The organism is Sphingomonas yunnanensis (genome assembly GCF_019898765.1).
Lineage (GTDB): Bacteria > Pseudomonadota > Alphaproteobacteria > Sphingomonadales > Sphingomonadaceae > Sphingomonas > Sphingomonas yunnanensis.
The window spans coordinates 1-20,218 of the sequence record NZ_JAIOKB010000005.1; the positions used below are offsets into that span (position 1 = coordinate 1).

Consider the following 20,218-nt stretch of genomic DNA (forward strand, 5'->3'; position numbering starts at 1 on the left):
CATCCCGAACTCGGACGTGAAACCCGACCGCGCCAATGGTACTATCGCTCAAGCGATGGAAGAGTAGGTCGCCGCCAGGCATTGTAGCCAGCGCGTTGCACACACATCATCATCGGAACCCATTCACAAACACCGCTCTCCACCAGGAGAGCGTGACGCGGGGTGGAGCAGCCCGGTAGCTCGTCAGGCTCATAACCTGAAGGTCACAGGTTCAAATCCTGTCCCCGCAACCAACTATCCCAAGAACATTCTCCAACCCAGCAGCACGGCGCTGACCGGGGCTCAACACGCGTCGCGCATAGGGCGCCGCCGTCGCGCGCCGCTATGATCCTCGCGTCGCGCTGGTCCTGTCGGTGTGACGAGGCTAGGGCACGCTCCTTTGTAACGGAGCGCCGCATGACCACACTCGGCCTCGACTTCGGCACCACCAACACCGTGCTCGCGCGCGTTGGCGGCGGTGACTCCTCGCCCACGCTCGTGTCGCTAGACGCCGGTTCAGCAGTCTATCGTACCGCCTTATGCTTCTGGCACGAGGCAGGTGCGCGCGATGGCCTCGCGGTCGCCGCGGGCCCCGCCGCGATCCGCGAATATCTTGAGTTTCCCGCCGGCAGCCGTTTCCTCCAATCCTTCAAGTCAGTCGCGGCCAGCACCTCGTTCGACACCGCGCCGGTGTTCGAGAAGCGCTACAGTTTCGAGCAGCTCGGCCGGCTATTTCTCGCCGAACTCGGCGATGCTGCCGGCGGCGCGTTCGATCAAGTCGACCGGCTCGTCATCGGCCGGCCCGTGACCTACGCGGGCACCCGGCCCGACACGACGCTCGCACGACGCCGCTACGATGCCATGTTCGCCGGCATCGCGCGCGAGATCCACTATGTCTATGAGCCGCTCGCCGCCGCCTTCGCCGACACCGATACACTCGGGCGTCCGGCGACGCTGCTGGTCGCCGACTTCGGCGGCGGTACGAGTGACTTCTCGGTGGTCCGAGTCGCCGCGCCGGGGGCGGTTCGGCGCTGCATCCCGCTCGCGCATGCCGGCATCGGCATCGCCGGGGACCGATTCGATGCCCGTATCGTCGATCGGCTGGTCCTGCCTCAGCTGGGCAAGGGCGGGCGCTATCGCTCGTTCGACAAGGTCCTCGACATCCCCGCGGGTTGGTTCGCCGACCTCGCCGACTGGTCGCGGCTGGCCCTGATGCGCAACCGACGGACGCTCGCTGAACTGGAGAAGCTGCGCCGCAGCGCGCTCGACCCCGAGGCAATCGCGCGGATGATCGCGCTGATCGAGCACGAGCAAGGATATGCGCTGTACGACGCGGTCAGCCAGCTCAAACGTGCGCTGAGCGGGGCCGAACAGGCGCAGTTTCGCTTCGAAGGCGGCGGCATAGCGATCGACGCCGAGGTGCACCGCGCCGACTTCGAGCGCTGGATCGCCGACGATGTCACCCGTATCGCCGCTACGCTCGATGCCGCCCTGGCCGGCGCGGGGATGACGGAGGCGGCGATCGACCGCGTCTTTCTCACCGGCGGTACCTCGCTCGTTCCCGCCGTGCGCGCCTTGTTCGAGGCGCGCTTCGGCCCGGAGCGAATCGCCTCGGGCGCCGAACTCACGTCGATCGCGCACGGCCTGGCGCTGGTGGCGCGGGAGGAGGATCCGACGGTCTGGGTGCCCGCGGAGGAATAGCCGCTCGCGACCTCGTCGGCGCCGAGGCGTTCGACTGGACGTCTCCGCTGGATCAGTCCGAGCCACGCTCCATCAGCGCGAGCGTCTGTGCCGAGAGCCGGCCGCGCGGCGCCGAACGCGGCAGCATGATCAGCCGCCGCCGCTCGCCATGCACCGTCATCGCGACGCCGGCGCCGAGCGCGACGGCGACGATCGCGCCTGCGGCGAGCAGCTGCGCCATCCCCAAGCCGAGCGCCAGCACGCTCACGCGCCCGCCGCGCTGATCTTGGCGGCCGTGCCACGATAGGTATTGCCGAGCTGGTTGCCGAGCCCCTTCATCGCCGTGATCGCGGCGACCGCCACCAGCGCGGCGATGAGGCCGTACTCGATCGCGGTGGCGCCGCGACGGTTACCCCCTAAGCGTCGGAACATGGCAGTGCCTCCTCGTCGCCCGCGCGGCGGGCCTGTCGCTGCCGTCCTACTTTCGCTTCGTTAACGAATGGCCAACAGGCTCAAGGCACCGACAGCGGGCCGGGGAGCGGGTGGGGGAACCAGCGCAGCAGCGCGTCGCACAGCGCGGTCGCGACCGCCTCGGGTGAGCCGCTCGCGGTGCCGGCCGAGCGCGCGGTGCTCGCCTCGGCGGTCCACACCACCTGCGAGTCGCTGCGCAGCGAGAGGGTGACTCGCAGCTTCGTCACCACCAGAGCATGGAGCTGCTCCTTGCGCGACGGCAGGCCGATCGAGAAGCCGCCGCCGCTGTAGACCGGCGGCGCGACCTCGGCACCGCGGGACGCGACCACGCCATTCTCGGCCGCGCTCACCGACAGCTCGGCGACATAGCGGCTGTGGCCGCCGTCGGGCAGCGGGGTGAAGTCGGCGCGTGCCAGCGCCGCGGTGGCGGCCTCGACGTAGCGCGCCGCGGCGGGCACCGACTCGCCGTCGCGCATGACCACCGCCACGGTGCCGGGCACGGGCGCTGCCGCCGCGGCGAGGAGCAGTAGCGGCGTCACTCGGGCCGCCGCGCGGTCACAGGAACCCCTGGGTCGAGTGACCGACCACGGCGTGCGGCACATAGGCCTCCTCGAGCCGGGCGATCTCGGCCTCGCTGAGACCTAGCTCCAAGGCGGCGAGCGCGTCGTCGAGGTGCGCCGGCTTGGAGGCCCCGACGATCGGCGCCGAGACCTCGGGCTTGGCGAGCACCCATGCCAGCGCGACCTGCGCGCGCGGCACGCCGCGCTCGGCCGCGACCGCCGCGACCGCCTCGACGACGCGCCGGTCTGCCGCCGCGGTATGCTCGTACAGCGTCCTGCCGAACTCGTCGGTCCGCGAGCGCTCGGTCGCCTCGTCCCAGTCGCGCGTCAGGCGCCCGCGCGCGAGCGGGCTCCACGGGATCACGCCGACGCCCTCGGCGGCGCAGAGCGGCAGCATCTCGCGCTCCTCCTCGCGGTACAAGAGATTGAGGTAGTTCTGCATCGTCGCGAAGCGCGTCCAGCCCTCGGCGTCGGCGACGTGCAGCATCGTGGCGAACTGCCACGCCGCCATCGACGACGCCCCGATGTAGCGCGCTTTGCCCGCCTTGACCACGTCGTGGAGCGCCTCGAGCGTCTCCTCGATCGGCACCTCGAAGTCGAAGCGGTGGATCTGGTAGAGGTCGACATAGTCCGTACCGAGCCGGCGCAGGCTGGCGTCGATCTCGGTCATGATCGCCTTCCGACTGAGCCCGCCGCCGTTCGGGCCCGGGCGCATGCGGCCGTGCACCTTTGTGGCGATCACCAGCTCGTCACGCCGCGCGAACTCCTTGAGCGCGCGGCCGACGATCTCCTCCGAAGTGCCGTCGGAATAGACGTTGGCGGTGTCGAAGAAGTTGATCCCGGCCTCAACGGCCTGTCGCAGGATCGGCTGGCTGGCTTCCTCGTCGAGCGTCCAGGCGTGGTTGCCGCGATCGGGCACGCCGAAGGTCATGCAGCCGAGGCACAAGGGAGACACGTCGAGGCCGGTGCTGCCGAGTTTGCGATAGTCCATCTAGGTGCCTTGTCTCGAGTTTGCCCCACCCGAACGTGCGGGATCGCGCCGCGGTCCGTCGCTCACACGGCCACCGCGGTCGGCGGTGATAGCGCGGGTGTCGGAGCCAGCCCATAAGCGAGCGGGTCATAGCGGTGAGCCGCACGACGCCCCGGTGCGCTCGCCGCGATATAGGCGCGCATCGCCGCGCTCACTCCCGGGGTGAGCGGCAGGTCGAGCAGACGGTAGACGCGACGCATCTCGCCGAGCCAGTCGGCCCCCATGTCGTCATAGCCCAGGTCGAGCTGCGGCACGTCGGCGCGCACCCGTGCCGCCGCGGTGCGCGTGGCGCGCAGCGCGACCTTGCGGCGCCACTCCGCGCCGATCCAGCTCGGGTCGACGTGGTGCGACTGGAGCCGCATCTGGTTGCACACCAGCGACGCCGACGAGGCCACGACCGCGTCGGTGTCGCGGCGGAGATGGATCAGCCGCGCGTCGGGAAAGGCGCCGAGGAGGCTGGGCAGGTCCTGCGCGAACTGCGGCACCTTGAGGAGCCACGGCCGCGCGCAGGGCTCGCGCCGCTGCCACCGGATCATCTGGAGCAGCTGGCGGAACTCGGCGTAGACCGGCGCGGCATCGCCCTGCTCGACCGCGGCGGTGAAGCCCGGCACGCGCCACTGCGCCTCGAAGGCGGCGCCGAAGACCGAGACGTTGTGGAGCCCGATCTCCTCGTCGGCGGCGTCGAGGCTGGTGGGGTGGATCGCGGCGAAACCGGGGTTGAGCACGTGCGCGCAGGCGAGGCCGAGGCGGCCCTTCATCCGGCGCGAGTCGAGCCGCGCCGCGGCGGCGCCGACCGGGTGCCAGCCCTCGTAGAAGCGGGTGTAGGTCAGCCGCGGGTCGCAGGCGAGCAACCGCTGCACGCGCGTGCTGCCCGAGCGCATCTGGCCGACCACGATCACCGGCGCGGCGATCGGCTGTGCCGCTATCTCGGGATGACGCTGCCACAGAGCGTGGGCACGGAAGCGTGTGGCGAGCGCGCCGACGAGCTGACCGTGCGCGATCGTCCGCCCGAGGCTACTGAGCCGCGCCGGTCCCTCGAGATCGTCGCAAAGCAGCGCGAGCCGGTGGCGCCAGCCGACACGATCCTCGTCCGGCCCAACTCCGGCGCGCCGCGCCGCCTTGGCTACCAAGACCGCCGGGTCGAGGCTCGGCATCTCGGCCCAGCCCGCCGCCCATAGCCGGCGGAGTGCCGCGTCGGCGACGCGGATCCGGGTCGAGGGCGCCCCCCGGTGCAGCGACGGGGGCGGGACGGCGGAAGGCAGCATCACGCGAGAACGCGCGTGCTACGGCGACGTGCCGGTTGGTAAGTATGGCAATACAATAATTTACATAGGTCGAGCGGAGAAGGTCGGGAGGCCGGCTAAAGCGCAGCGCTCACCCTCCCGAGTGAGCACCCGGCCTGCGACGACGCGTCTGGGAAGAGAGATTGGGGTAATCGCACTGCCACATATCTGACCCGTGCAAGTCATGGTTACTGCCTAAGCCCCGCCGCGCTGCCCGATTGTCGCGGGGGAACAGACCATGTCACGACTCACGCTCGGTGCCGCCCCCGTCGCGCTGCTCGCGCTGCTCGCGCTGCTGCCGCCGCCGTCCGCCGCGCCGACTGCCGCTCAAGTGCAGACGCCTCATCGGACGAGCGCTGCATGGGCTGCGGGTGGAGCTGGCCCGACACCGACGGGCGCCACGTCGACTCGATCGAGGTGATCAACGGCGCCACCGCGACCGGGCCGCTCACCGGACTGGCGCTGTGGCGCGCGCGGCTAAGCGCGGGCGACCGGATCACGGCGGTCGCGGGCAGCGACAACCGCGATCCCGACGCGCCCGCGGGCCAGTCGCCGCCCGGACTCCCCACCACGGTCGTCGAGGCGACGCGCTCTCGACCGCGGGGATCCTCGAGGGGGTCCGCGCCGGGCGGGTCTATATCGATGTCGCGGGCGCCGGGCGGCAGCTCGAGCTGGACGCAGTCGCTGGTGGTGTCGCCGCGGCGATGGGCGGAACGCTGCCGGCGGGCGCGCCGGTCCGGCTCAGCGCGCGCGGGGCGGGGGCGGTCGGGGCGACGGTGCGGCCGCGGGGTGACGGCGGGGAGCTGGCGCATCGCGTGCTCGCGGGCGAGATGGCGACGTTCGACCTGCCCGCGGCGGCGGCGCGGCGCTGGATCGCCGCCACGGTGGAGCGCGACGGCGCGCCGCTGCTGATCGGCAACGCGATCTACTTATCGGGCAAGCTGACACGGCGCGTTCCCGCGAGGCGCTGACGCCCGGCTTCGCGGAACCGCGCGCGCGCCCGCTCGTCTCCCCGTCGGGGCAGTGCGAAGGGGCATCATTCTATGCGGCTGTTCGTCTTCGGACTCGGCTATGCCGCGCGCGCGATCGCCGACGTGGCGGGCGCACCGCTGCTCGCCACCACGCGCGACGGTCGCGACGCGACGATCCGCTTCGACGACACCGACGCGGTGCGCGCCGGGCTCGCCGCCTCGACCCATGTCCTCGCCTCGATCCCGCCCGAGCGCGACGGCGCCGGCGAGGACCCGGTGCTCGCCCGCTACGGCGCGCTGCTCGGGCGGCAGTGGCTCGGTTATCTCTCCTCCACCGGCGTCTACGGCGATACCGCGGGCGCCTGGATCGACGAGAGCGCCCCCGCCGATCGCGGCCGCCGCGCCGGGCGCAACCGCGCCGACGCCGCGTGGCTAGCGCTCGGCGCGCGCGTGTTCCGCCTGCCCGGCATCTACGGCCCGGGCCGCTCGCCGCTCGACCGGGTCGCCGCGGGCGAGGCGCGCCGTACCGGTGTGGCCGGGCAGGTGTTCAGCCGGGTCCATGTCGCCGATCTCGCGCGCGGCGTCGTCGCCGGCCTCGACGCGCCCGCGGGCGCCTACAACCTCGCCGACGACCTGCCCGCGCCGCAGGACGCGGTGCTCGGGCACGCCGCGCGGCTGCTCGGCCTGCCCGCGCCACCGATCGTGCCGGTGGACACGCTCAGCCCCGCGGCGCGTGCCTTCCACGCCGAGAACCGGCGCGTCGCCAACACCAAGGCCAAGCGCGTGCTCGGCTGGCAGCCCGTGTACCCCGACTATCGCGCCGGCCTGCGCGCGCTGAGCGCCACCACCAGCCCGACTCCGGCGAGCGCGGCACCCGCCGCGGCCAGCGGCGTCCAGCGATAGCCCTCGTACAAGGTCGACAGCAGCATCGCGATCACCGGCACGATCACGCTGTTATACGCAGCCTTGGCCGGCCCGATCGCGCGAATGAGGCGGAAGTAGAGCGTGAAGGCGATCGCCGAGGCGGCCACCCCGAGGTACAGCACGCCCGCGACATAGCTCGGCCGCGGGTCGAACGCCGGCGGTCCGGCGGTGAGCCAGGCCCAGGTCGCGTCCATGCTCGCGCCGAGCAGCATCGCGGCGGCGAGCATCGGCACCATCGGGTAGCGCCGGGCGCGCTCGGTCGCCTGCAACACGTTCGACACGGAGGCCGAGAGGATCGCCACCAGCGTGAGCGCGATCCCCTGCACCGTCTGGTGCGTGCCGTTGGCGTCGCCGCGCGCCTCGCGCACGAACAGCAGCGCCACGCCCGCCATCGCGATCGCCGAGCCGGCGAGCAGCTGCCGCCCCAGCCGCTGGCCGAGGAAGATCCGCCCGAACAGCGCGTTGGGCACCAGCAGCAGCGCGAAGGTGACCGCCACCAGCCCCGAGGTGATATGCTGCTCGGCACGGTAGACGAAATTGAAGTTCATCACGAACTGGAGCAGCCCCACCAGCGCGGCGAAGCGCCAGAAGCCGGGATCGCGGCGGTGCGCCCCGCCGAGCTCGCCGCGCCAGGCGGCGACCGCGGTGAGCGTCAGCCCGGCGACGAGGAAACGGTAGCTCACCGACCAGCTGGGCGGCACGCCCGCGCCGGCGAGCTGGTCGCGGATGACGATCCAGGTCGAGCCCCAGATCAGCGTGACGATCGCGAAGGGGACGAGCACCGCGGCGCGGGTGCTGTTGGGGCGGGGGGTCATGGGGCGGATCTAGAGCTAGATCCTCCCCTGCAAGGGGAGGTGGCAGGCCGCAGGCCTGACGGAGGGGTGTCCCTGTTGGTGACGGTCGCGACACTCACCACTGGTGACACCCCTCCGTCAGCGCTCGTGCGCTGCCACCTCCCCTTGCAGGGGAGGATCGTTGGCTCACTTTCCACCGTGAAGGCCAGCGCTCCACCCTCCCGCTCACAGCGAAGCGATCGCCTCGGCGAGCGGGCGGATGTCCTCGGCGCGCTGGTCCCAGCTGATCACCAGCCGCGCCTCGCCCGGGCCCCAGTCGTAGAAGTCGAACCCCGGCGATCGCAGCCGCGCCGCTTCCTCGGGTGTGACGCGCAGGAACACCTCATTGGCCTCGACCGGGTGGACCAGCCGCTCGCCCGCCGCTTCGGCGAGAAGCGCCGCGCCCGCGTTGCTCGCGCGCGCGCAGTCGAGCCACAGGTCGCCGTCGAGCATCGCGAGCAGCTGCGCGGCGAGATAGCGTCCCTTGCTCAGCAGGTGCCCGGCGCGCTTGCGGCGGAACAGCGTCTCCTCCGCCAACTCGGGGCGGAAGAAGACGAGCGCCTCGGCGTTCATCCCGCCGTTCTTGACGAAGCCGAAGCTCAGCGCGTCGACCCCGGCGCGCCAGGTGAGATCGGCGGGCGAGGCGCCGGTCGACACCACCGCGTTGGCGAAGCGCGCGCCGTCCATGTGGAAGCCGAGCCCGCGCGCGGCCGCCAGCCCGCCGAGCGCGGCCACCTCGGCGGGCGCGTAGACCCGGCCGTATTCGGTGGCGTTGGTGATCGAGAGCGCGTGCGGGCGCTGCTGGTGGACGTCGTAGCGTTGCAGGTCGAGCACCGCGGCGGCGCTCTCGGGCGTCAGCTTGGCGCCGGCACCCTCGGCGAGCAGCAGCTTGGCGCCGTGGGTGAAGAACTCGGGCGCGCCGCACTCGTCGTTCTGGACGTGCGAGTCGCGATGGCACAGCACCGCGCCGTGCGGCGGGCACAGCGCCGCGAGCGCGAGGCAGTTGGCCGCGGTGCCGCTCGGCACCCACAGGACGCGCAGGGTCTCGGTCTCGAACAGCGCGGCGAAGCGCGCGTCGAGCGCCTTGGACCAGCGGTCGCCGTCATAGGCGGTATCGAGCCGGTCCGCGTCGGCGAGGGCGCGCAGCACGGCGGGATGAACCGGCGCGGCATTGTCGGAGAAGAAGCGCATGGTCAGTGCCTTCGGTCAGCCGCGCTGGGCGGTCAAGGTGGTGCGGGCGGGCGCGAATGTTGCGAATGTTGAGTCGCTGGCGCGTGTCGCGCGGCGGGGGAGCGGACGCGGGTGACGGCCGGGACGGAGCGGGGCGGGGTGAGGTCGATACATGCGGCGGCGGAATGACATGGGAGCGAGGTCGTAGGACAGCGGCCACCGTCGCCGCAGGCGTGGCGGATCGGCCACACCGGCGCTTTTTTCCAATTCTGCCGGACCCGCTGGCGCCCCGACCCGTTCGATCGGGTGAGGCGCCGATGGATCGCGCCTCTCTCACGAAGGTATGACATGAAGACGTTGCTTCTGGCAGCCGTTGCTGCCGCTTTCCTCGTTCCCGCCGCTGCTCAGGCGCAGGACACCACCAGCGACGGGTCGCGCAAGTTCGGCATCGATCCGTACGTCGGCGTCATGGGCGGCTACGAAGGGTTCGAGAGCGATCCCGGCCACGGCATCCCCTATAACGCGCCGGGCAACCGCCTGAAGGGCGGCCTGGTCGAGGGTGTCGCGGGTGTCAACGTGCCGCTCGGCTCGTTCTTCGTCGGCGTCGAGGGCAATGCCGCCAAGGGCTTCACCGGCGACATCGACTGGGAATATGGCGTCCACGGCCGCGCCGGCGTGCGCGCGGGCGAGACCGGCCTGGTCTACGGCAAGGTCGGCTACCAGTGGGTCAACTTCGACCGCTACGGCCCCAACAGCGGTGACTATGGCCGCATCTCCTACGGCATCGGCGGCGAGTTCGGCCCGTCGGCGATCGGTCTCGACGGCCTCGTGAAGAAGGAAGGCGTGCGCTTCCGCGCCGAGATCTCGACGCGCGGCGACTTCGAGACGGTGCGCCCGATGGCGGGCGTGATCGCGCACTTCTGAGGCGTGCGGGTGCCACCCCCGCGCTTGCCCTGCCGGGGCGCGTGGGGGTGGTGCATGCGATGATGCGAGTTCGAGTTCGCAGCGATGGCAGCAATTCCCTGCCACGTTCACCGATACGTGAAATTTCGTCACCCCGGCGCTGAGCCGGGGTCCATCGTGCCGCATGCACCTAAGCCGTTGCTGCCACGGGACCATGGATCCCGGCTCGCAGCCGGGATGATGACGGTTGCGGGCCCGGAACCGCAGCGGCGTCTCGCCGTCGCCCGCTGGTAGGGCGGTCTCAGCTTCGGTCCGATGCGTCCTCTTGGCGCCTCCGCGTGCACCCCTCACCGCCGCCCCGTCAGAACCCGCCCGGCCCTCCGTCCTCCTCGAAGCCGTCGCCGCCGTCCTCGCCGCGACCCTCGTCGAGACGCCGCCGCTCGGGCACGCGCTCGCGCGGCGCGGGCGGGCGGGGCAGCTCGATGCCCATCTCGCGCAGCCGGTCGAGCGCGTCCTCGACGCGGGGGCGTGCCTCATCCACGGCGCGGCCGACGTCGCCGCCCAGGTCGACACCCATCTGGTCGAGCATGTTGGCGGGATCGATCGGCGCCGCCATCTCGTCCTCCACCGGCGCGACCGCGACCGGGATGTGCAGCGCGGACATCATGAACTGGCGCCAGATCTGCGCCGGGATGCCGCCGCCGTGCAGCCCCGGGTTGGGCGCGCTGTCGTCGCGCCCCACCCACACGCCCACCACCAGGTCGCCGGCGAAGCCGATGAACCAACCGTCGCGACCGCCTTGGCTGGTCCCGGTCTTGCCGAAGGCGCTGACCGGCAGGTTGGCGCCGCGCCCGGTGCCGCGGATCGACGAGCCCAGCAGCGTGCGCATCTCGTCGCGGATCTTGTCGGGCATGGCGCTGTCGCGCCCCGCGATCGCCTCGTACCAGCTCGCGCCGCGCCCGCCCTCGACCCCGCGCGGCACCACCGGATAGCGCCCGCTCGCCACCGCGGCATAGGCGCCGGTGAGCTGGAGCAGCGACACCTCTGAGGTCCCCAGCCCGATCGTCGCCTCGTTGGCGATCGGCGTGGTGATGCCGAGGTCGCGCGCGGCGCGGATCACGTTGCGCACGCCGACCTGCTGCGTCAGCCGCGCCGCCACCACGTTGGACGAACGCGCGAAGGCGCGCTGCAGCGTGATCGGGCCGAGGTAGCGGCCATCGTCGTTGCGCGGCTTCCACCCCGCGATCTCGACCGGCGCGTCGTCCATCACCGTCGCGGGGGTGAGCCCCGAGCGCATCGCGGCGAGATAGACGAACAGCTTGAAGGTCGAGCCCGGCTGGCGCTTGGCCTGGACCGCGCGGTTGAACGCGCTCGCGCCATAATCCTTGCCGCCGACCATCGCGACGACGGTGCCGTCGGGCTTCATCGCCACCAGCGCCGCCTGCATGCCGCGCAGCGAGGCCTGGCGCACGACACGCTCGGCGGTACGCTGGAAGCCGCGGTCGAGCGTGGTGCGCACCGTCGCCTCGGTGCCCGACTCGCCCGCCACCTCGCGCGCCGAGGGCAGCACCCAGTCGGCGAAATAGGTGCCGGTCGGCAGCGTCTCAGGCCGCTCGGCGAGCACGCGCTGCGGCTGCACCCGCGCCGCCTCGTCCTTCGCCAGGAACCCGGCGTCGACCATCGCGCCGACCACCACCGCCTGGCGCGCGCGCGCGCCCTTGAGGTTGCCGGTCGGCGCCAGCCGCGACGGCGCCTTGACCAGCCCGGCCAGCATCGCCGCCTGGCCGACGTTGAGCTGCATCGGGGTGCGCCCGAAATAATGCTTCGACGCCGCGGTGATGCCGTAGACGTTGTCGCCGAAATAGACGTTGGAGAGATAGCGCGAGAGGATCTCGTCCTTGCTCAGCCACGCCTCCAGCCAGAAGGCGATCATCGCCTCGCGCAGCTTGCGCGCGGCGGTGCGGTCCGCGTCGAGGAAGGCGTTCTTGGCGAGCTGCTGCGTGATCGTCGAGCCGCCCTGGCGCACCCCGCCCGAGCCGAGATTGGCCCAGGCCGCGCGCGCGATGCCGCGCGGGTCCACGCCCCAGTGCGAGTAGAAGCGGCGGTCCTCGATCGCCAGGAACGCCTCGCGCACGTGCGCGGGCAGCTTGGCGGCATCGACGGGCGCGCCGATGATCGCGCCGCGCCGCGCGATCGGCGTGCCGTCCGCCGCGGTAAGCGTGATCGAGGGCGGCGTCGGCGGCTTGAGCGAGCGCGACAGGGGCGCGGTCACCGCCAGCCAGATCACCGCGACGACGAACAGCACGATGAACGCCGCGGCGCCGCGCACCAGCCAGCGACCCCAGCGCACGCGCCGCCACCAGGCGCGCGGCGGCGGCAGCGGATCGGGCCAGCGCCGCCGCTCCTGCTGCCAGAAGCCATGATCGTCGCGTTCCGGCTCGTCCCACGGCCGCCCGTCGCGCGGCGGAGGAGGCGGCGGCGAGGAGGGGGGGGCGCCGTCGTCGCGCCACGGGTCGAAGGAGGGGAGCGGCGCGCCGTGCTCGTCGGTCACCGCGCCGGGCGAGTCGCCGCGCGTGTGATGGTAGCGGACGCGGCCGGGTTCATAGGGTGGGCGCATGCTGCGGAGTGTCTTACAGCGATATGACAGTTGTCGCAAGGCGCGACCGCGTGCCATGAGGTCGCCAGCATGAGCGAGGAAGCGAAAGGCGCGCAGGCGCCGCTGGTGGTCGGGATCGGTGGGACGATCGGCGGCATCTCATCGACCGAGCGCGCGCTGCGCGTCGCGCTCGACGCCGCGCGCGAGGAGGGTTTCCGCACGCGGCTGTTCGGCGGCGAGGACATGGCGCGGCTGCCGCTCTACGACCCGCGCGCGACGAGCCGCACGCCGGAGGAGCAGGCCTTCGTCGAGTCGGTCCGTGAGGCCTCGGCGGTGATCATCGCCAGCCCGGGCTATCACGGCAGCATCTCGGGCGTGGTCAAGAACGCGCTCGACCTGCTCGAGGAGACCGCGCGCGATCGGCGGCCCTATCTCGCCGACCTGCCGGTGGGGCTGATCGCCACCGCCTATGGCTGGCAGGCGACCGGCTCGACGATCGCGGCGCTGCGCTCGATCGTCCACGCGCTGCGCGGCTGGCCGACCCCCTTCGCCGCCGCGATCAACACCCAGCTCACCAAGTTCGACGACGTCGGCGGGGTCAGCGACCCGGCCGTGCGCGATCAGCTGCGGCTGATCGGGCGTCAGGTGGCGCGCTTCGCGCCGCTCGCGGGGGCGGTGCCGGTGGAGTGAGTTACCTCCATCACGGATGTTATACTTTCATAGTTTTCGTAACCACTTAGCGGATTATTAGCCGTGCCCGCGGCAGGACGCCCTTCACGGTCGAGCATCCTGTTCGGCCATCTGTGGGGGGCGGCCAGGATGCACGAGTGGTTCGGTCGGCACGCGCCGATACGGGTGAAGTTCAAGGTCCTCACCTTGGTATATCTGGTGTTGTCGGGCACCATCGCGGGCTGCGCCGCCTATGGCGTGCTCGCCGGCCCCGCGGCCGACCCGCGCCTCGTCATCGGCGGCGCGCTCGCTGGCGTGTTCGCGGTGGTCGCGGTGACGATGATCGCCGCCCGGTTGATCTGCACCCCTTACGTCGAGACCGTGGTGCGGATGGAGGGACTCGCCGCGGGTGATCTCGACAGCCCGGTCGACCATACCGGCAACCGCGACTGCGTCGGCCGCATGACCAAGGCGATGGCGATCTTCCGCGAGAGCTCGCTCGCCGCGCGCGAGTGCGACACGCAGCGCCAGATGGCGCTGGCGATGGGCGAGGGGCTCGGCCGCCTCGCCGCGGGCGACCTCACCGCCCGGATCAACGCCGAACTGACCGGCCCGTTTCTCACGCTCAAGCATGATTTCAACGACGCGGTGGTGGCGCTGCAGGCGACGATGACCTCGGTCGCGCGCGTGTCCGAGGGCATCCACCGCGGCGCGGGCGAGATCAGCGCGGCGTCGGACGACCTGTCGCAGCGCACCGAGCAGCAGGCGGCGAGCCTGGAGGAGACCGCCGCGGCGATGGAGCAGATCACCGCCACCGTGCGCGAGACCGCCTCGGGTGCCGGCCGCGCCAACCAGATCGTCGGCGTGGCACGCGCCGAGGCGGAGGAATCGGGCGCGGTGGTGCGCCGCGCGGTCGAGGCGATGGCGGGGATCGAGCGCACCTCGTCGGAGATCTCCGACATCATCGCGGTGATCGACGCGATCGCCTTCCAGACCAACCTGCTCGCGCTCAACGCCGGCGTGGAAGCGGCGCGCGCGGGTGACGCGGGTCGCGGCTTCGCGGTGGTCGCCTCCGAGGTGCGCGCGCTCGCGCAGCGCTCGGCCGAGGCGGCCAAGGACGTCAAGCAGCGCATCACCGCCTCGGTCGAGACGGTCGACGCCGGCGTCGCGCTGGTGAGCGAGACCGGGCGCTCGCTGGAGCGGATCATCGGGCGAATCGGCGAGATCAGCAGCCTGGTCTCGGACATCTCGGGCTCCGCCGAGCAGCAGTCGCAGGGGCTGCAGCAGGTCAACACCGCCGTCGGCGAGATGGACGGGGTGACTCAGCGTAACGCCGCGATGGTGGAGGAAGCCACCGCGGCGGCACGCACCCTCGCGGGCGAGGCGAACACGCTCGCGGCCGAGATCGCGCGCTTCACGCTCGGCGGCGAGCCGATGGCGGCGCCGCGCTCCACCGTCCGCGCGCTGCCGAAGCGCGCGGCCAGCCCTGCACCGGCGGCGGCTCGGCGACCCGCGCCCGTGGCGCGGCGCGGCAGTGCGGCGGTCGCCGTGGCGGAGGACGACTGGTCGTCGTTCTGAGTTGCGCCGCAGTGCTCCTGCGCAGGCAGGAGCACTGCGTGCTTACCTGATACAAGCGGCCGCGAGTGGTGGTCGCCGCGCGCGGCCACGCCGCCTCAGTAGAACAATTTGCGCAGTGACAGCCGCACGGTGCGCCCGATCGGGTCGAGATAACCCGGCTGGAAGCCGATCGGCACCTCGCCTGCCTGATCCGTCACGCGCTGGCGCGTATTGAACAGGTTGTCGAGCTGCAGGCTCACGCGCGCACCGCGCATCCAGGGATGCGCGCGGACCCAGTCGATCCGCCCGCCCAGGTCGGCGAAGAGGCGCAGGTTGGCGGTGGCGAGGCTGCCGAAGTCGAGCGTCTCGGGCGTCGCCGCTGTGCCGCCGCTGACTCGAGTCGCACTCTGATAGTTGACCGAGATCCGCGCGCCGAGTCCGTTGTTGGTATAGCCGGCCTGGCCCTCGAGCTCGTGGCGCGACTGTCCGCCGGCGCTGCCGATCGCGTCGCCGTCGAGCAGGTCGAGCACCGGCCCGCTGTCCGCGACCTTGACGCGCTCGGTAAGATGCCAGGTATGATAGAGCGCGAACTGGAGCCGACCGCCCGCCTGCGCCCCGCCGCCGCGCCCGAAGCGCCCGAACCCGCCACCAGGTCCGCCACCGCCGGTCCCGCCGCCGCCCGGACCACCGCCGCCCGGTCCCGCGCCGTTGCCACCCGGTGCCGGCGCGCCGTCGCCACGAGCGGCGCTGCCGTCGGGCCGGGTACGATCGCCCGATCCCTCGCGGCCGCCGCCCTCGCCGCCGCGCCGCTCGCCGGGCGGGCGCATCCCCGCGAACGGGTTGGGTCCGGTGCCCGCGCGGAACGCCTCCAGCTCCTTCTGGATCTTCGACTTGAGGCGGAACGACAGGTTGACGCCGTAGCGCAGCTGCGATGTCTCGCGCCGCGCGAAGTTGATCGGGCGCGTGTCGATGCGCAGCAGATTGCCCTCGGCGTCGCGCGTGTAGCGATCGGGGAAGGCGGCCTCGATCGCCGCGGTGGCGCTGGGGAAGCTGGCGATCGGGTCGTCGGTCGTCTGGCGCGTATAGTCGGCGCGGAAGCGGATGTCTTTCTCGCTCCACGGCTTGACGTCGAGCCCAACCTTGAGCGCGTGACGCTCGTCGCGCACCAGCAGCGGGTTGCCGCCGGTCACCGTCGTCACCGTCGCGGTGGTGCCGCGGACATAGTCGAACACGCGCACGCCCGGTGTCGACACCACCGGGTTGCCGAGCTGCGCGGCGGTGGGCGCCTCGGCCTGGTCGGTCACCGAGGCGAGCAGCCGCACCGCCTCGATCGGGCGCCAGTTGGCGCCATAGCCATAGGTCCACAAGGTGCCGAAGTCGGAGACACGGTCGGCGGCGACATTGCCGTTGAGCGAGAGGTTGCCGAGAAAGGCCAGCACGCCCTCGGCGCGGCTGGCGATCGGCAGGTCGAGGTTGAGCTGGGTCGAGGCCAGGTCGCGCCCGATCGCGGCGGCCACCGGCGTGCCGAAGCGCACCGAGCGGCTCGAGAAATCGCTGGTCGAGGCGCCGATGCGCAGGCTGGCGTTGGCGTCGCCGGCGGGCAGCGCGAAGAGCGGCCCGCTGGCCAGCGCGTCGAGCCCGGCCGTGGTCGAGGTCGAGCGCGCGCTGTTGTCGGCCGCGCGCGCGAGCGTCAGCGGCCCATAGGGGTTCGCCGCCGGGTCGAGCGCGCTGAGCTGCGCCTGCAGCGCGCTGCCGTCGAAGCCGGTCTGCGTGACGGTGTTGCTGCTGTCACGGTCGACGTTCCCCGTCACCGACCAGCGCCAGCGCCCGCGGTCGCCGTTGAGCGTGCCGCCGAGGTGGAGCTGGGTGGTGTCGACCTGCTGCGTCAGCGGATCGATCGTGTCGAACGCGCGCGTCAGCGTCACCGGCACCGCGAAGGGCGAGAAGGGGCTGCCCACCGGCAAGGCGAGGTCGAGCTCGGCGAGACCGCGCAGCGCCTCGGTGCGGCTGTGGTCGACCGTGGCGTTGAGCGTCGCGCCGACGTTGCCGAAGATCGTCGTGGCGTAGGTGCCGTTGGCGGAGAAGGTGCGCTCGCGCGGCAACAGCGTGCGATAAGCCGATTGGTCGGTGGCGTTGCGCGTCGCGCTGAAGTCGCCGAGCAGCGGCGCGCGCGTCGCGGCGACCGCGGGGACGCCCAGCGACGTGGCGTCGCCGAACAGCGGGTCGATCGCGACGCGGCCGCGCGTCGCGACATTGCCCCCGATCGCGGCGGTGTTGGGCGAGGGCAGGATGTCGCGCTCGGCCTCGGTGAGCGAGTCGGCGCGATTGTACTCGAGGTGGAGGTTGACGCGACCCTGCTCGCGGATGCGCAGCAGGTCGAGCTCGCCGCCCGGCGCGTTGCGCCCGCCCTCGGTGGCGAGCCGGTCCTCGATCTCGGCGGTGACCGCGCGGAAGCGGCGGCGCAGCACGAAGTTCACCACGCGCTGGTCGGCGCGATAGCCGTATTTGAGCGCGACCTCCTCGGGCAGGATGTCGACCCGCGCGATCGCCTCGGTCGGCAGGTCGCGGATCTCCTGGAAGCCCGAGATGCGCCGCCCGTTGAGCAGCACCACCGGGGCGCCGCCGGCGCCGCGGCCCGAGCGCGTCTGCGGGCTGAGCTCGTTGAGCAGCTCGGTGACCGAGCTGACGCCGTAGCTGCGGATATCGGCGGGGGAGAGCTGCTCCTCGGGGGTGATGTCACCCACCACCGCGCCGCGCTGCGTCCGCGCGCCGGTGACGACGATGTCGGCGGGCTCGTCCTCGTTCTCGGGCGCGGCGTCGGCCGGGGCGGTCGCGGGGGTGGTCTGGCTCGACTGCGCGGCGGCGGCGGCGCCGGGCGCGGGGGTAGCGGCGGCGCTGCCGGTCGGCGCGACCGTGCCGGGGAGGTCGCGCTGCGGCGGCTGCTGCGCCGCCGCGGGCGCGGCGACCGGGGCGGCGGAGGCCAGCAGAAGGTAGATCACGCGCATCACTCGCTCCCTGCCCGGCGGTATCGGCCGGACGAGCGCGCTACGGACGTTTTGTCGCACAATTATGCCGGGGAAGGTTGATGTGGGTGGTGTTGAGCACGGCTGCTGATCGATCCTCCCCCGCAAGGGGAGCGCGGGCTTTGGCTTGCCCCCGGCAAGCCAAGATGGTGTCCGGGGGACACCATCTCGCCCGCACTGGCGCGCTTAAGGCGCGACGGAGAGGTGTCACCGCTGGTGAGTCCGCCGACCCTCGCCGGCCGGGTCACCCTTCCGTCAGGCCTGCGGCCTGCCACCTCCCCTTGCAGGGGAGGATCTTCTCTACCCCACGATCCGCACCGGCACCGACTTGGCCGCGGGCACGTGGCTCTCCTCGGCGTGGTGCGCGAGCGCGATCAGCGGGTTGCACTCCGGGTAATAGGCCGCGATGCAGCCCGGCGGGACGTCATATTCCACCACGATCAGGTCGCCGACGCGGCGCTCGTGGTTGTCGCCCGCGTCGCTCGCCAGCGTCACCTTGGCGCCCGCGGTGAGCCCGGCGCGCGCGATATCGTCGCGGTTCATCAGCACCACCTGGCGCGTGCCGTTGATCCCGCGGAAGCGGTCGGAATAGCCGTAGATCGTCGTGTTGAACTGGTCGTTCGAGCGCAACGTCAGCAGGCGGTAGCGCCCGTCGCTATCGGTGAAGCCGGTGGCGTTGAGCACGTCGGGTACCAGGAACTCGGCCTTGCCGCTCGGCGTCTCGAAGACGCGCTCGGCCGCTTTGTTGCCCTTCCAGAAGCCGCCCTTCTCCTCGCGCAGCCGCTCGTTGAACCGCGCGAAGAAGTGCGGGATCGCTTTGGCGATCTCGTCGCGCACCAGCGCGTAATCGCCGACCCAGGCGTCCCAGTCGATCGCGGGGTTGGGCGGCAGCAGCGCCTGCGCGATGCCCGCGACGATCGCTGGCTCGGACAGCAGGTGCGGGCTCGCCGGCTCGACCTTGCCGAGCGACGGGTGGATCACGCTGGTCGAATCCTCCATCGTCACTCGCTGCGGGCCGCTCGCCTGCAGATCCTGCTCGATGCGGCCGAGGCAGGGCAGCAGCCAGGTCTCGCCCGCGGCGGGGATGAGGTGGCTGCGGTTGAGCTTGGTGGCGATCTGCACCGACAGGTCCAGCCTGGCCCAGCCCTCCTCCAGCAGTTCGGTCTCGGGCGCGGCGCGGACGAAATTGCCGCCGAGCGAGACGAACGCCTTCACCGTGCCGTCGATGATCCCGGCGCAGGCCTCGACGGTGTCGAGCCCCTTCTCGGTCGGCGGGTCGAAGCCGTAGAGTTCCTTGAGCTTCTCGACCGGCGCCAGCTCAGTCTTCTCGGTGATGCCGACGGTACGCTGACCCTGGACGTTGCTGTGCCCGCGCACCGGGCACGGCCCCGCGCCCGGCTTGCCGATGTTGCCGCGGAGCAGCAGCAGGTTGACCAGCATGCGGACGTTGTCGACGCCCTTGACGTGCTGGGTCAGCCCCATGCCGTAGATCGCCATCGTCGCGGTGGCGCGCGCATAGGCCTCTGCCGCCTGCTCGAGCGCGGCGCGCGTCAGCCCCGACTCGCGCTCGATCTCGTCCCAGCCGGTCGCCCGCGCCTTCGCTTCGAAGGCGGCATAATCGTGCGTGTGCGCCGCGACGAACTCGTGGTCGACGTGACCGTTCTCGATCACCCATTTGGCGATGCCCATCATCGCGGCGAGATCGCCGCCGGCCTTCACCTGGTGATATTGGGTGGCGATCGGTGTCTCGCTGCGCGTCGCCATCTCGACGGGGTTCTGCGGGTCGGTGAAGCGCTCCAGCCCGCGCTCGCGCAGCGGATTGAACACGATGATCTGTGCGCCGCGCTTGTGCACCGCGCGCAGCTGGTGGAGCATCCGCGGGCTGTTGGTGGCGACGTTCTGGCCGAAGTGCAGGATGCAGTCGGTGTGGTCGAAATCCTCCAGCGTGGTGGTGCCGACCGGCACGCCGATCGCCGCCTTGAGCCCTACCGAGGTCGATTCGTGGCACATGTTCGAGCTGTCGGGCAGGTTCTGGTTGCCGTACAGCCGCGCCATCAGCTGGTACATGTACGAGGTCTCGAGGCTGGCGCGGCCCGAGGCGTAGAAGACCACCGAGCGCGGCGCGAGCGCCTTGAGCTGCGCCCCGATCGCGGCGAACGCTTCCTCCCACGGCGCGACGACGTAGCGGTCGGTGGCGCGATCATATTTCATCGGGTGGGTCAGCCGTCCGGCTTCCTCCAGCCGATAGTCGCTCCAGCCGCGCAGCTCGGTGAGCGCGTGGGCGCGGAAGAAGTCGGGGGTGACGCGCTGGCTGGTGATCTCCCAGGCGGTCGCCTTGGCGCCATTCTCGCAGAACTCGGCGACGCTGGGCGGGTTGGGCTTCGACCACGCGCAGCTGACGCACATGAATCCGTCGGGCTTGTTCTGCCGGGTCAGTTCGGCGGTGGTGACCGCCACGTTCTTCTCGCGCGGCACGATGTCCGCCAGCGAGCGCATCGAGCCCCAGCCGCCCGCGGGGCCGTCATAGGGCGTGAAATCGGGGCGATCGTCGTGCTGCTTGGTCATGTGC

Annotated in this window: 16 protein-coding genes, 1 tRNA gene and 1 rRNA gene; 8 read left to right on the top strand and 10 right to left on the bottom strand. The window is 71.8% G+C overall.

Going from position 1 to position 20,218, the window contains the following annotated elements:
• The 3 genes from rrf to K7957_RS13955 form a co-directional block, all read left to right on the top strand.
• Positions 1–80: ribosomal RNA gene (gene rrf, locus K7957_RS20800) — 5S ribosomal RNA — on the top strand; the annotation flags it as partial.
• 76 nt (positions 81–156) lie between these two features.
• A tRNA-Met gene (locus K7957_RS13950) sits at positions 157–233 on the top strand.
• 163 nt (positions 234–396) lie between these two features.
• A complete protein-coding gene (locus K7957_RS13955; protein ID WP_223012615.1) occupies positions 397–1,680 on the top strand; it encodes an Hsp70 family protein in 1,284 nt (427 codons plus the stop codon).
• Between the two features lie 52 nt (positions 1,681–1,732).
• On the opposite strand, the gene K7957_RS13960 is transcribed toward K7957_RS13955, so the two are convergent.
• The 5 genes from K7957_RS13960 to K7957_RS13980 form a co-directional block, all read right to left on the bottom strand.
• Positions 1,733–1,927, bottom strand: a complete 195-nt coding sequence (locus tag K7957_RS13960; protein WP_223012616.1) for a hypothetical protein — start codon at positions 1,925–1,927, stop codon at positions 1,733–1,735.
• Complete coding sequence (locus K7957_RS13965; RefSeq protein WP_223012617.1) at positions 1,924–2,091, bottom strand: Flp family type IVb pilin; 168 nt, start codon at positions 2,089–2,091, stop codon at positions 1,924–1,926. The genes K7957_RS13960 and K7957_RS13965 overlap by 4 nt, the downstream gene beginning before the upstream one ends.
• Positions 2,092–2,171: 80 nt before the next feature.
• On the bottom strand, positions 2,172–2,669 hold the full coding sequence (locus tag K7957_RS13970; RefSeq protein ID WP_223012618.1) for a hypothetical protein: 498 nt from the start codon (positions 2,667–2,669) through the stop codon (positions 2,172–2,174).
• Between the two features lie 16 nt (positions 2,670–2,685).
• A complete protein-coding gene (locus tag K7957_RS13975) occupies positions 2,686–3,681 on the bottom strand; it encodes an aldo/keto reductase (protein WP_223012619.1) in 996 nt (331 codons plus the stop codon).
• Positions 3,682–3,743: 62 nt separating this feature from the next.
• The gene (locus K7957_RS13980) at positions 3,744–4,985 is read right to left on the bottom strand and encodes a sulfotransferase family protein (RefSeq protein ID WP_223012620.1); all 1,242 of its coding nucleotides are present in this window, start codon (positions 4,983–4,985) and stop codon (positions 3,744–3,746) included.
• 482 nt (positions 4,986–5,467) lie between these two features.
• On the opposite strand from K7957_RS13980, the gene K7957_RS13985 reads away from it, so the two are divergent.
• Positions 5,468–5,974, top strand: coding sequence for a CehA/McbA family metallohydrolase domain-containing protein (locus K7957_RS13985; protein WP_223012621.1), 507 nt, complete (start codon positions 5,468–5,470; stop codon positions 5,972–5,974).
• Between the two features lie 72 nt (positions 5,975–6,046).
• Positions 6,047–6,877 carry a Rossmann-fold NAD(P)-binding domain-containing protein gene (locus K7957_RS13990; protein ID WP_223012622.1) on the top strand — a complete coding sequence of 277 codons (831 nt, stop codon included), beginning with the start codon at positions 6,047–6,049 and terminating at the stop codon, positions 6,875–6,877.
• On the opposite strand, the gene K7957_RS13995 is transcribed toward K7957_RS13990, so the two are convergent.
• Both K7957_RS13995 and K7957_RS14000 read right to left on the bottom strand, forming a co-directional pair.
• Positions 6,787–7,713 carry a DMT family transporter gene (locus K7957_RS13995; RefSeq protein WP_223012623.1) on the bottom strand — a complete coding sequence of 309 codons (927 nt, stop codon included), beginning with the start codon at positions 7,711–7,713 and terminating at the stop codon, positions 6,787–6,789. The genes K7957_RS13990 and K7957_RS13995 overlap by 91 nt on opposite strands.
• A gap of 204 nt (positions 7,714–7,917) precedes the next feature.
• Positions 7,918–8,922: a threonine aldolase family protein gene (locus K7957_RS14000; protein ID WP_223012624.1), complete on the bottom strand. Its 1,005-nt coding sequence runs from the start codon at positions 8,920–8,922 to the stop codon at positions 7,918–7,920.
• A 327-nt stretch (positions 8,923–9,249) separates the two neighbouring features.
• Between K7957_RS14000 and K7957_RS14005 the strand changes: the two genes are divergently transcribed.
• A complete protein-coding gene (locus K7957_RS14005) occupies positions 9,250–9,825 on the top strand; it encodes an opacity protein (RefSeq protein ID WP_223012625.1) in 576 nt (191 codons plus the stop codon).
• Positions 9,826–10,165: 340 nt separating this feature from the next.
• On the opposite strand, the gene K7957_RS14010 is transcribed toward K7957_RS14005, so the two are convergent.
• The gene (locus tag K7957_RS14010) at positions 10,166–12,421 is read right to left on the bottom strand and encodes a transglycosylase domain-containing protein (RefSeq protein WP_223012626.1); all 2,256 of its coding nucleotides are present in this window, start codon (positions 12,419–12,421) and stop codon (positions 10,166–10,168) included.
• Positions 12,422–12,490: 69 nt separating this feature from the next.
• Here K7957_RS14010 and K7957_RS14015 point away from each other — a divergent pair, with 69 nt between their 5' ends.
• Positions 12,491–13,090 carry an NADPH-dependent FMN reductase gene (locus K7957_RS14015; RefSeq protein ID WP_223012627.1) on the top strand — a complete coding sequence of 200 codons (600 nt, stop codon included), beginning with the start codon at positions 12,491–12,493 and terminating at the stop codon, positions 13,088–13,090.
• A 129-nt stretch (positions 13,091–13,219) separates the two neighbouring features.
• A complete protein-coding gene (locus tag K7957_RS14020) occupies positions 13,220–14,647 on the top strand; it encodes a methyl-accepting chemotaxis protein (RefSeq protein ID WP_223012628.1) in 1,428 nt (475 codons plus the stop codon).
• Positions 14,648–14,742: 95 nt separating this feature from the next.
• On the opposite strand, the gene K7957_RS14025 is transcribed toward K7957_RS14020, so the two are convergent.
• Both K7957_RS14025 and K7957_RS14030 read right to left on the bottom strand, forming a co-directional pair.
• The gene (locus tag K7957_RS14025) at positions 14,743–17,631 is read right to left on the bottom strand and encodes a TonB-dependent receptor (protein WP_223012629.1); all 2,889 of its coding nucleotides are present in this window, start codon (positions 17,629–17,631) and stop codon (positions 14,743–14,745) included.
• A 318-nt stretch (positions 17,632–17,949) separates the two neighbouring features.
• Complete coding sequence (locus K7957_RS14030) at positions 17,950–20,214, bottom strand: FdhF/YdeP family oxidoreductase (RefSeq protein WP_223012630.1); 2,265 nt, start codon at positions 20,212–20,214, stop codon at positions 17,950–17,952.
• Between the last annotated feature and the right edge of the window lie 4 nt (positions 20,215–20,218).

Bases quoted from the DNA above. Each gene is read 5' to 3' on its own strand.
- K7957_RS13955 (WP_223012615.1), top strand. From the start codon at position 397: ATGACCACACTCGGCCTCGACTTCGGCACCACCAACACCGTGCTCGCG.
- K7957_RS13965 (WP_223012617.1), bottom strand. From the start codon at position 2,091: ATGTTCCGACGCTTAGGGGGTAACCGTCGCGGCGCCACCGCGATCGAG.
- K7957_RS13975 (WP_223012619.1), bottom strand. From the start codon at position 3,681: ATGGACTATCGCAAACTCGGCAGCACCGGCCTCGACGTGTCTCCCTTG.
- K7957_RS13980 (WP_223012620.1), bottom strand. From the start codon at position 4,985: ATGCTGCCTTCCGCCGTCCCGCCCCCGTCGCTGCACCGGGGGGCGCCC.
- K7957_RS13990 (WP_223012622.1), top strand. From the start codon at position 6,047: ATGCGGCTGTTCGTCTTCGGACTCGGCTATGCCGCGCGCGCGATCGCC.
- K7957_RS13995 (WP_223012623.1), bottom strand. From the start codon at position 7,713: ATGACCCCCCGCCCCAACAGCACCCGCGCCGCGGTGCTCGTCCCCTTC.
- K7957_RS14000 (WP_223012624.1), bottom strand. From the start codon at position 8,922: ATGCGCTTCTTCTCCGACAATGCCGCGCCGGTTCATCCCGCCGTGCTG.
- K7957_RS14005 (WP_223012625.1), top strand. From the start codon at position 9,250: ATGAAGACGTTGCTTCTGGCAGCCGTTGCTGCCGCTTTCCTCGTTCCC.
- K7957_RS14010 (WP_223012626.1), bottom strand. From the start codon at position 12,421: ATGCGCCCACCCTATGAACCCGGCCGCGTCCGCTACCATCACACGCGC.
- K7957_RS14015 (WP_223012627.1), top strand. From the start codon at position 12,491: ATGAGCGAGGAAGCGAAAGGCGCGCAGGCGCCGCTGGTGGTCGGGATC.
- K7957_RS14020 (WP_223012628.1), top strand. From the start codon at position 13,220: ATGCACGAGTGGTTCGGTCGGCACGCGCCGATACGGGTGAAGTTCAAG.
- K7957_RS14025 (WP_223012629.1), bottom strand. From the start codon at position 17,631: ATGCGCGTGATCTACCTTCTGCTGGCCTCCGCCGCCCCGGTCGCCGCG.
- K7957_RS14030 (WP_223012630.1), bottom strand. From the start codon at position 20,214: ATGACCAAGCAGCACGACGATCGCCCCGATTTCACGCCCTATGACGGC.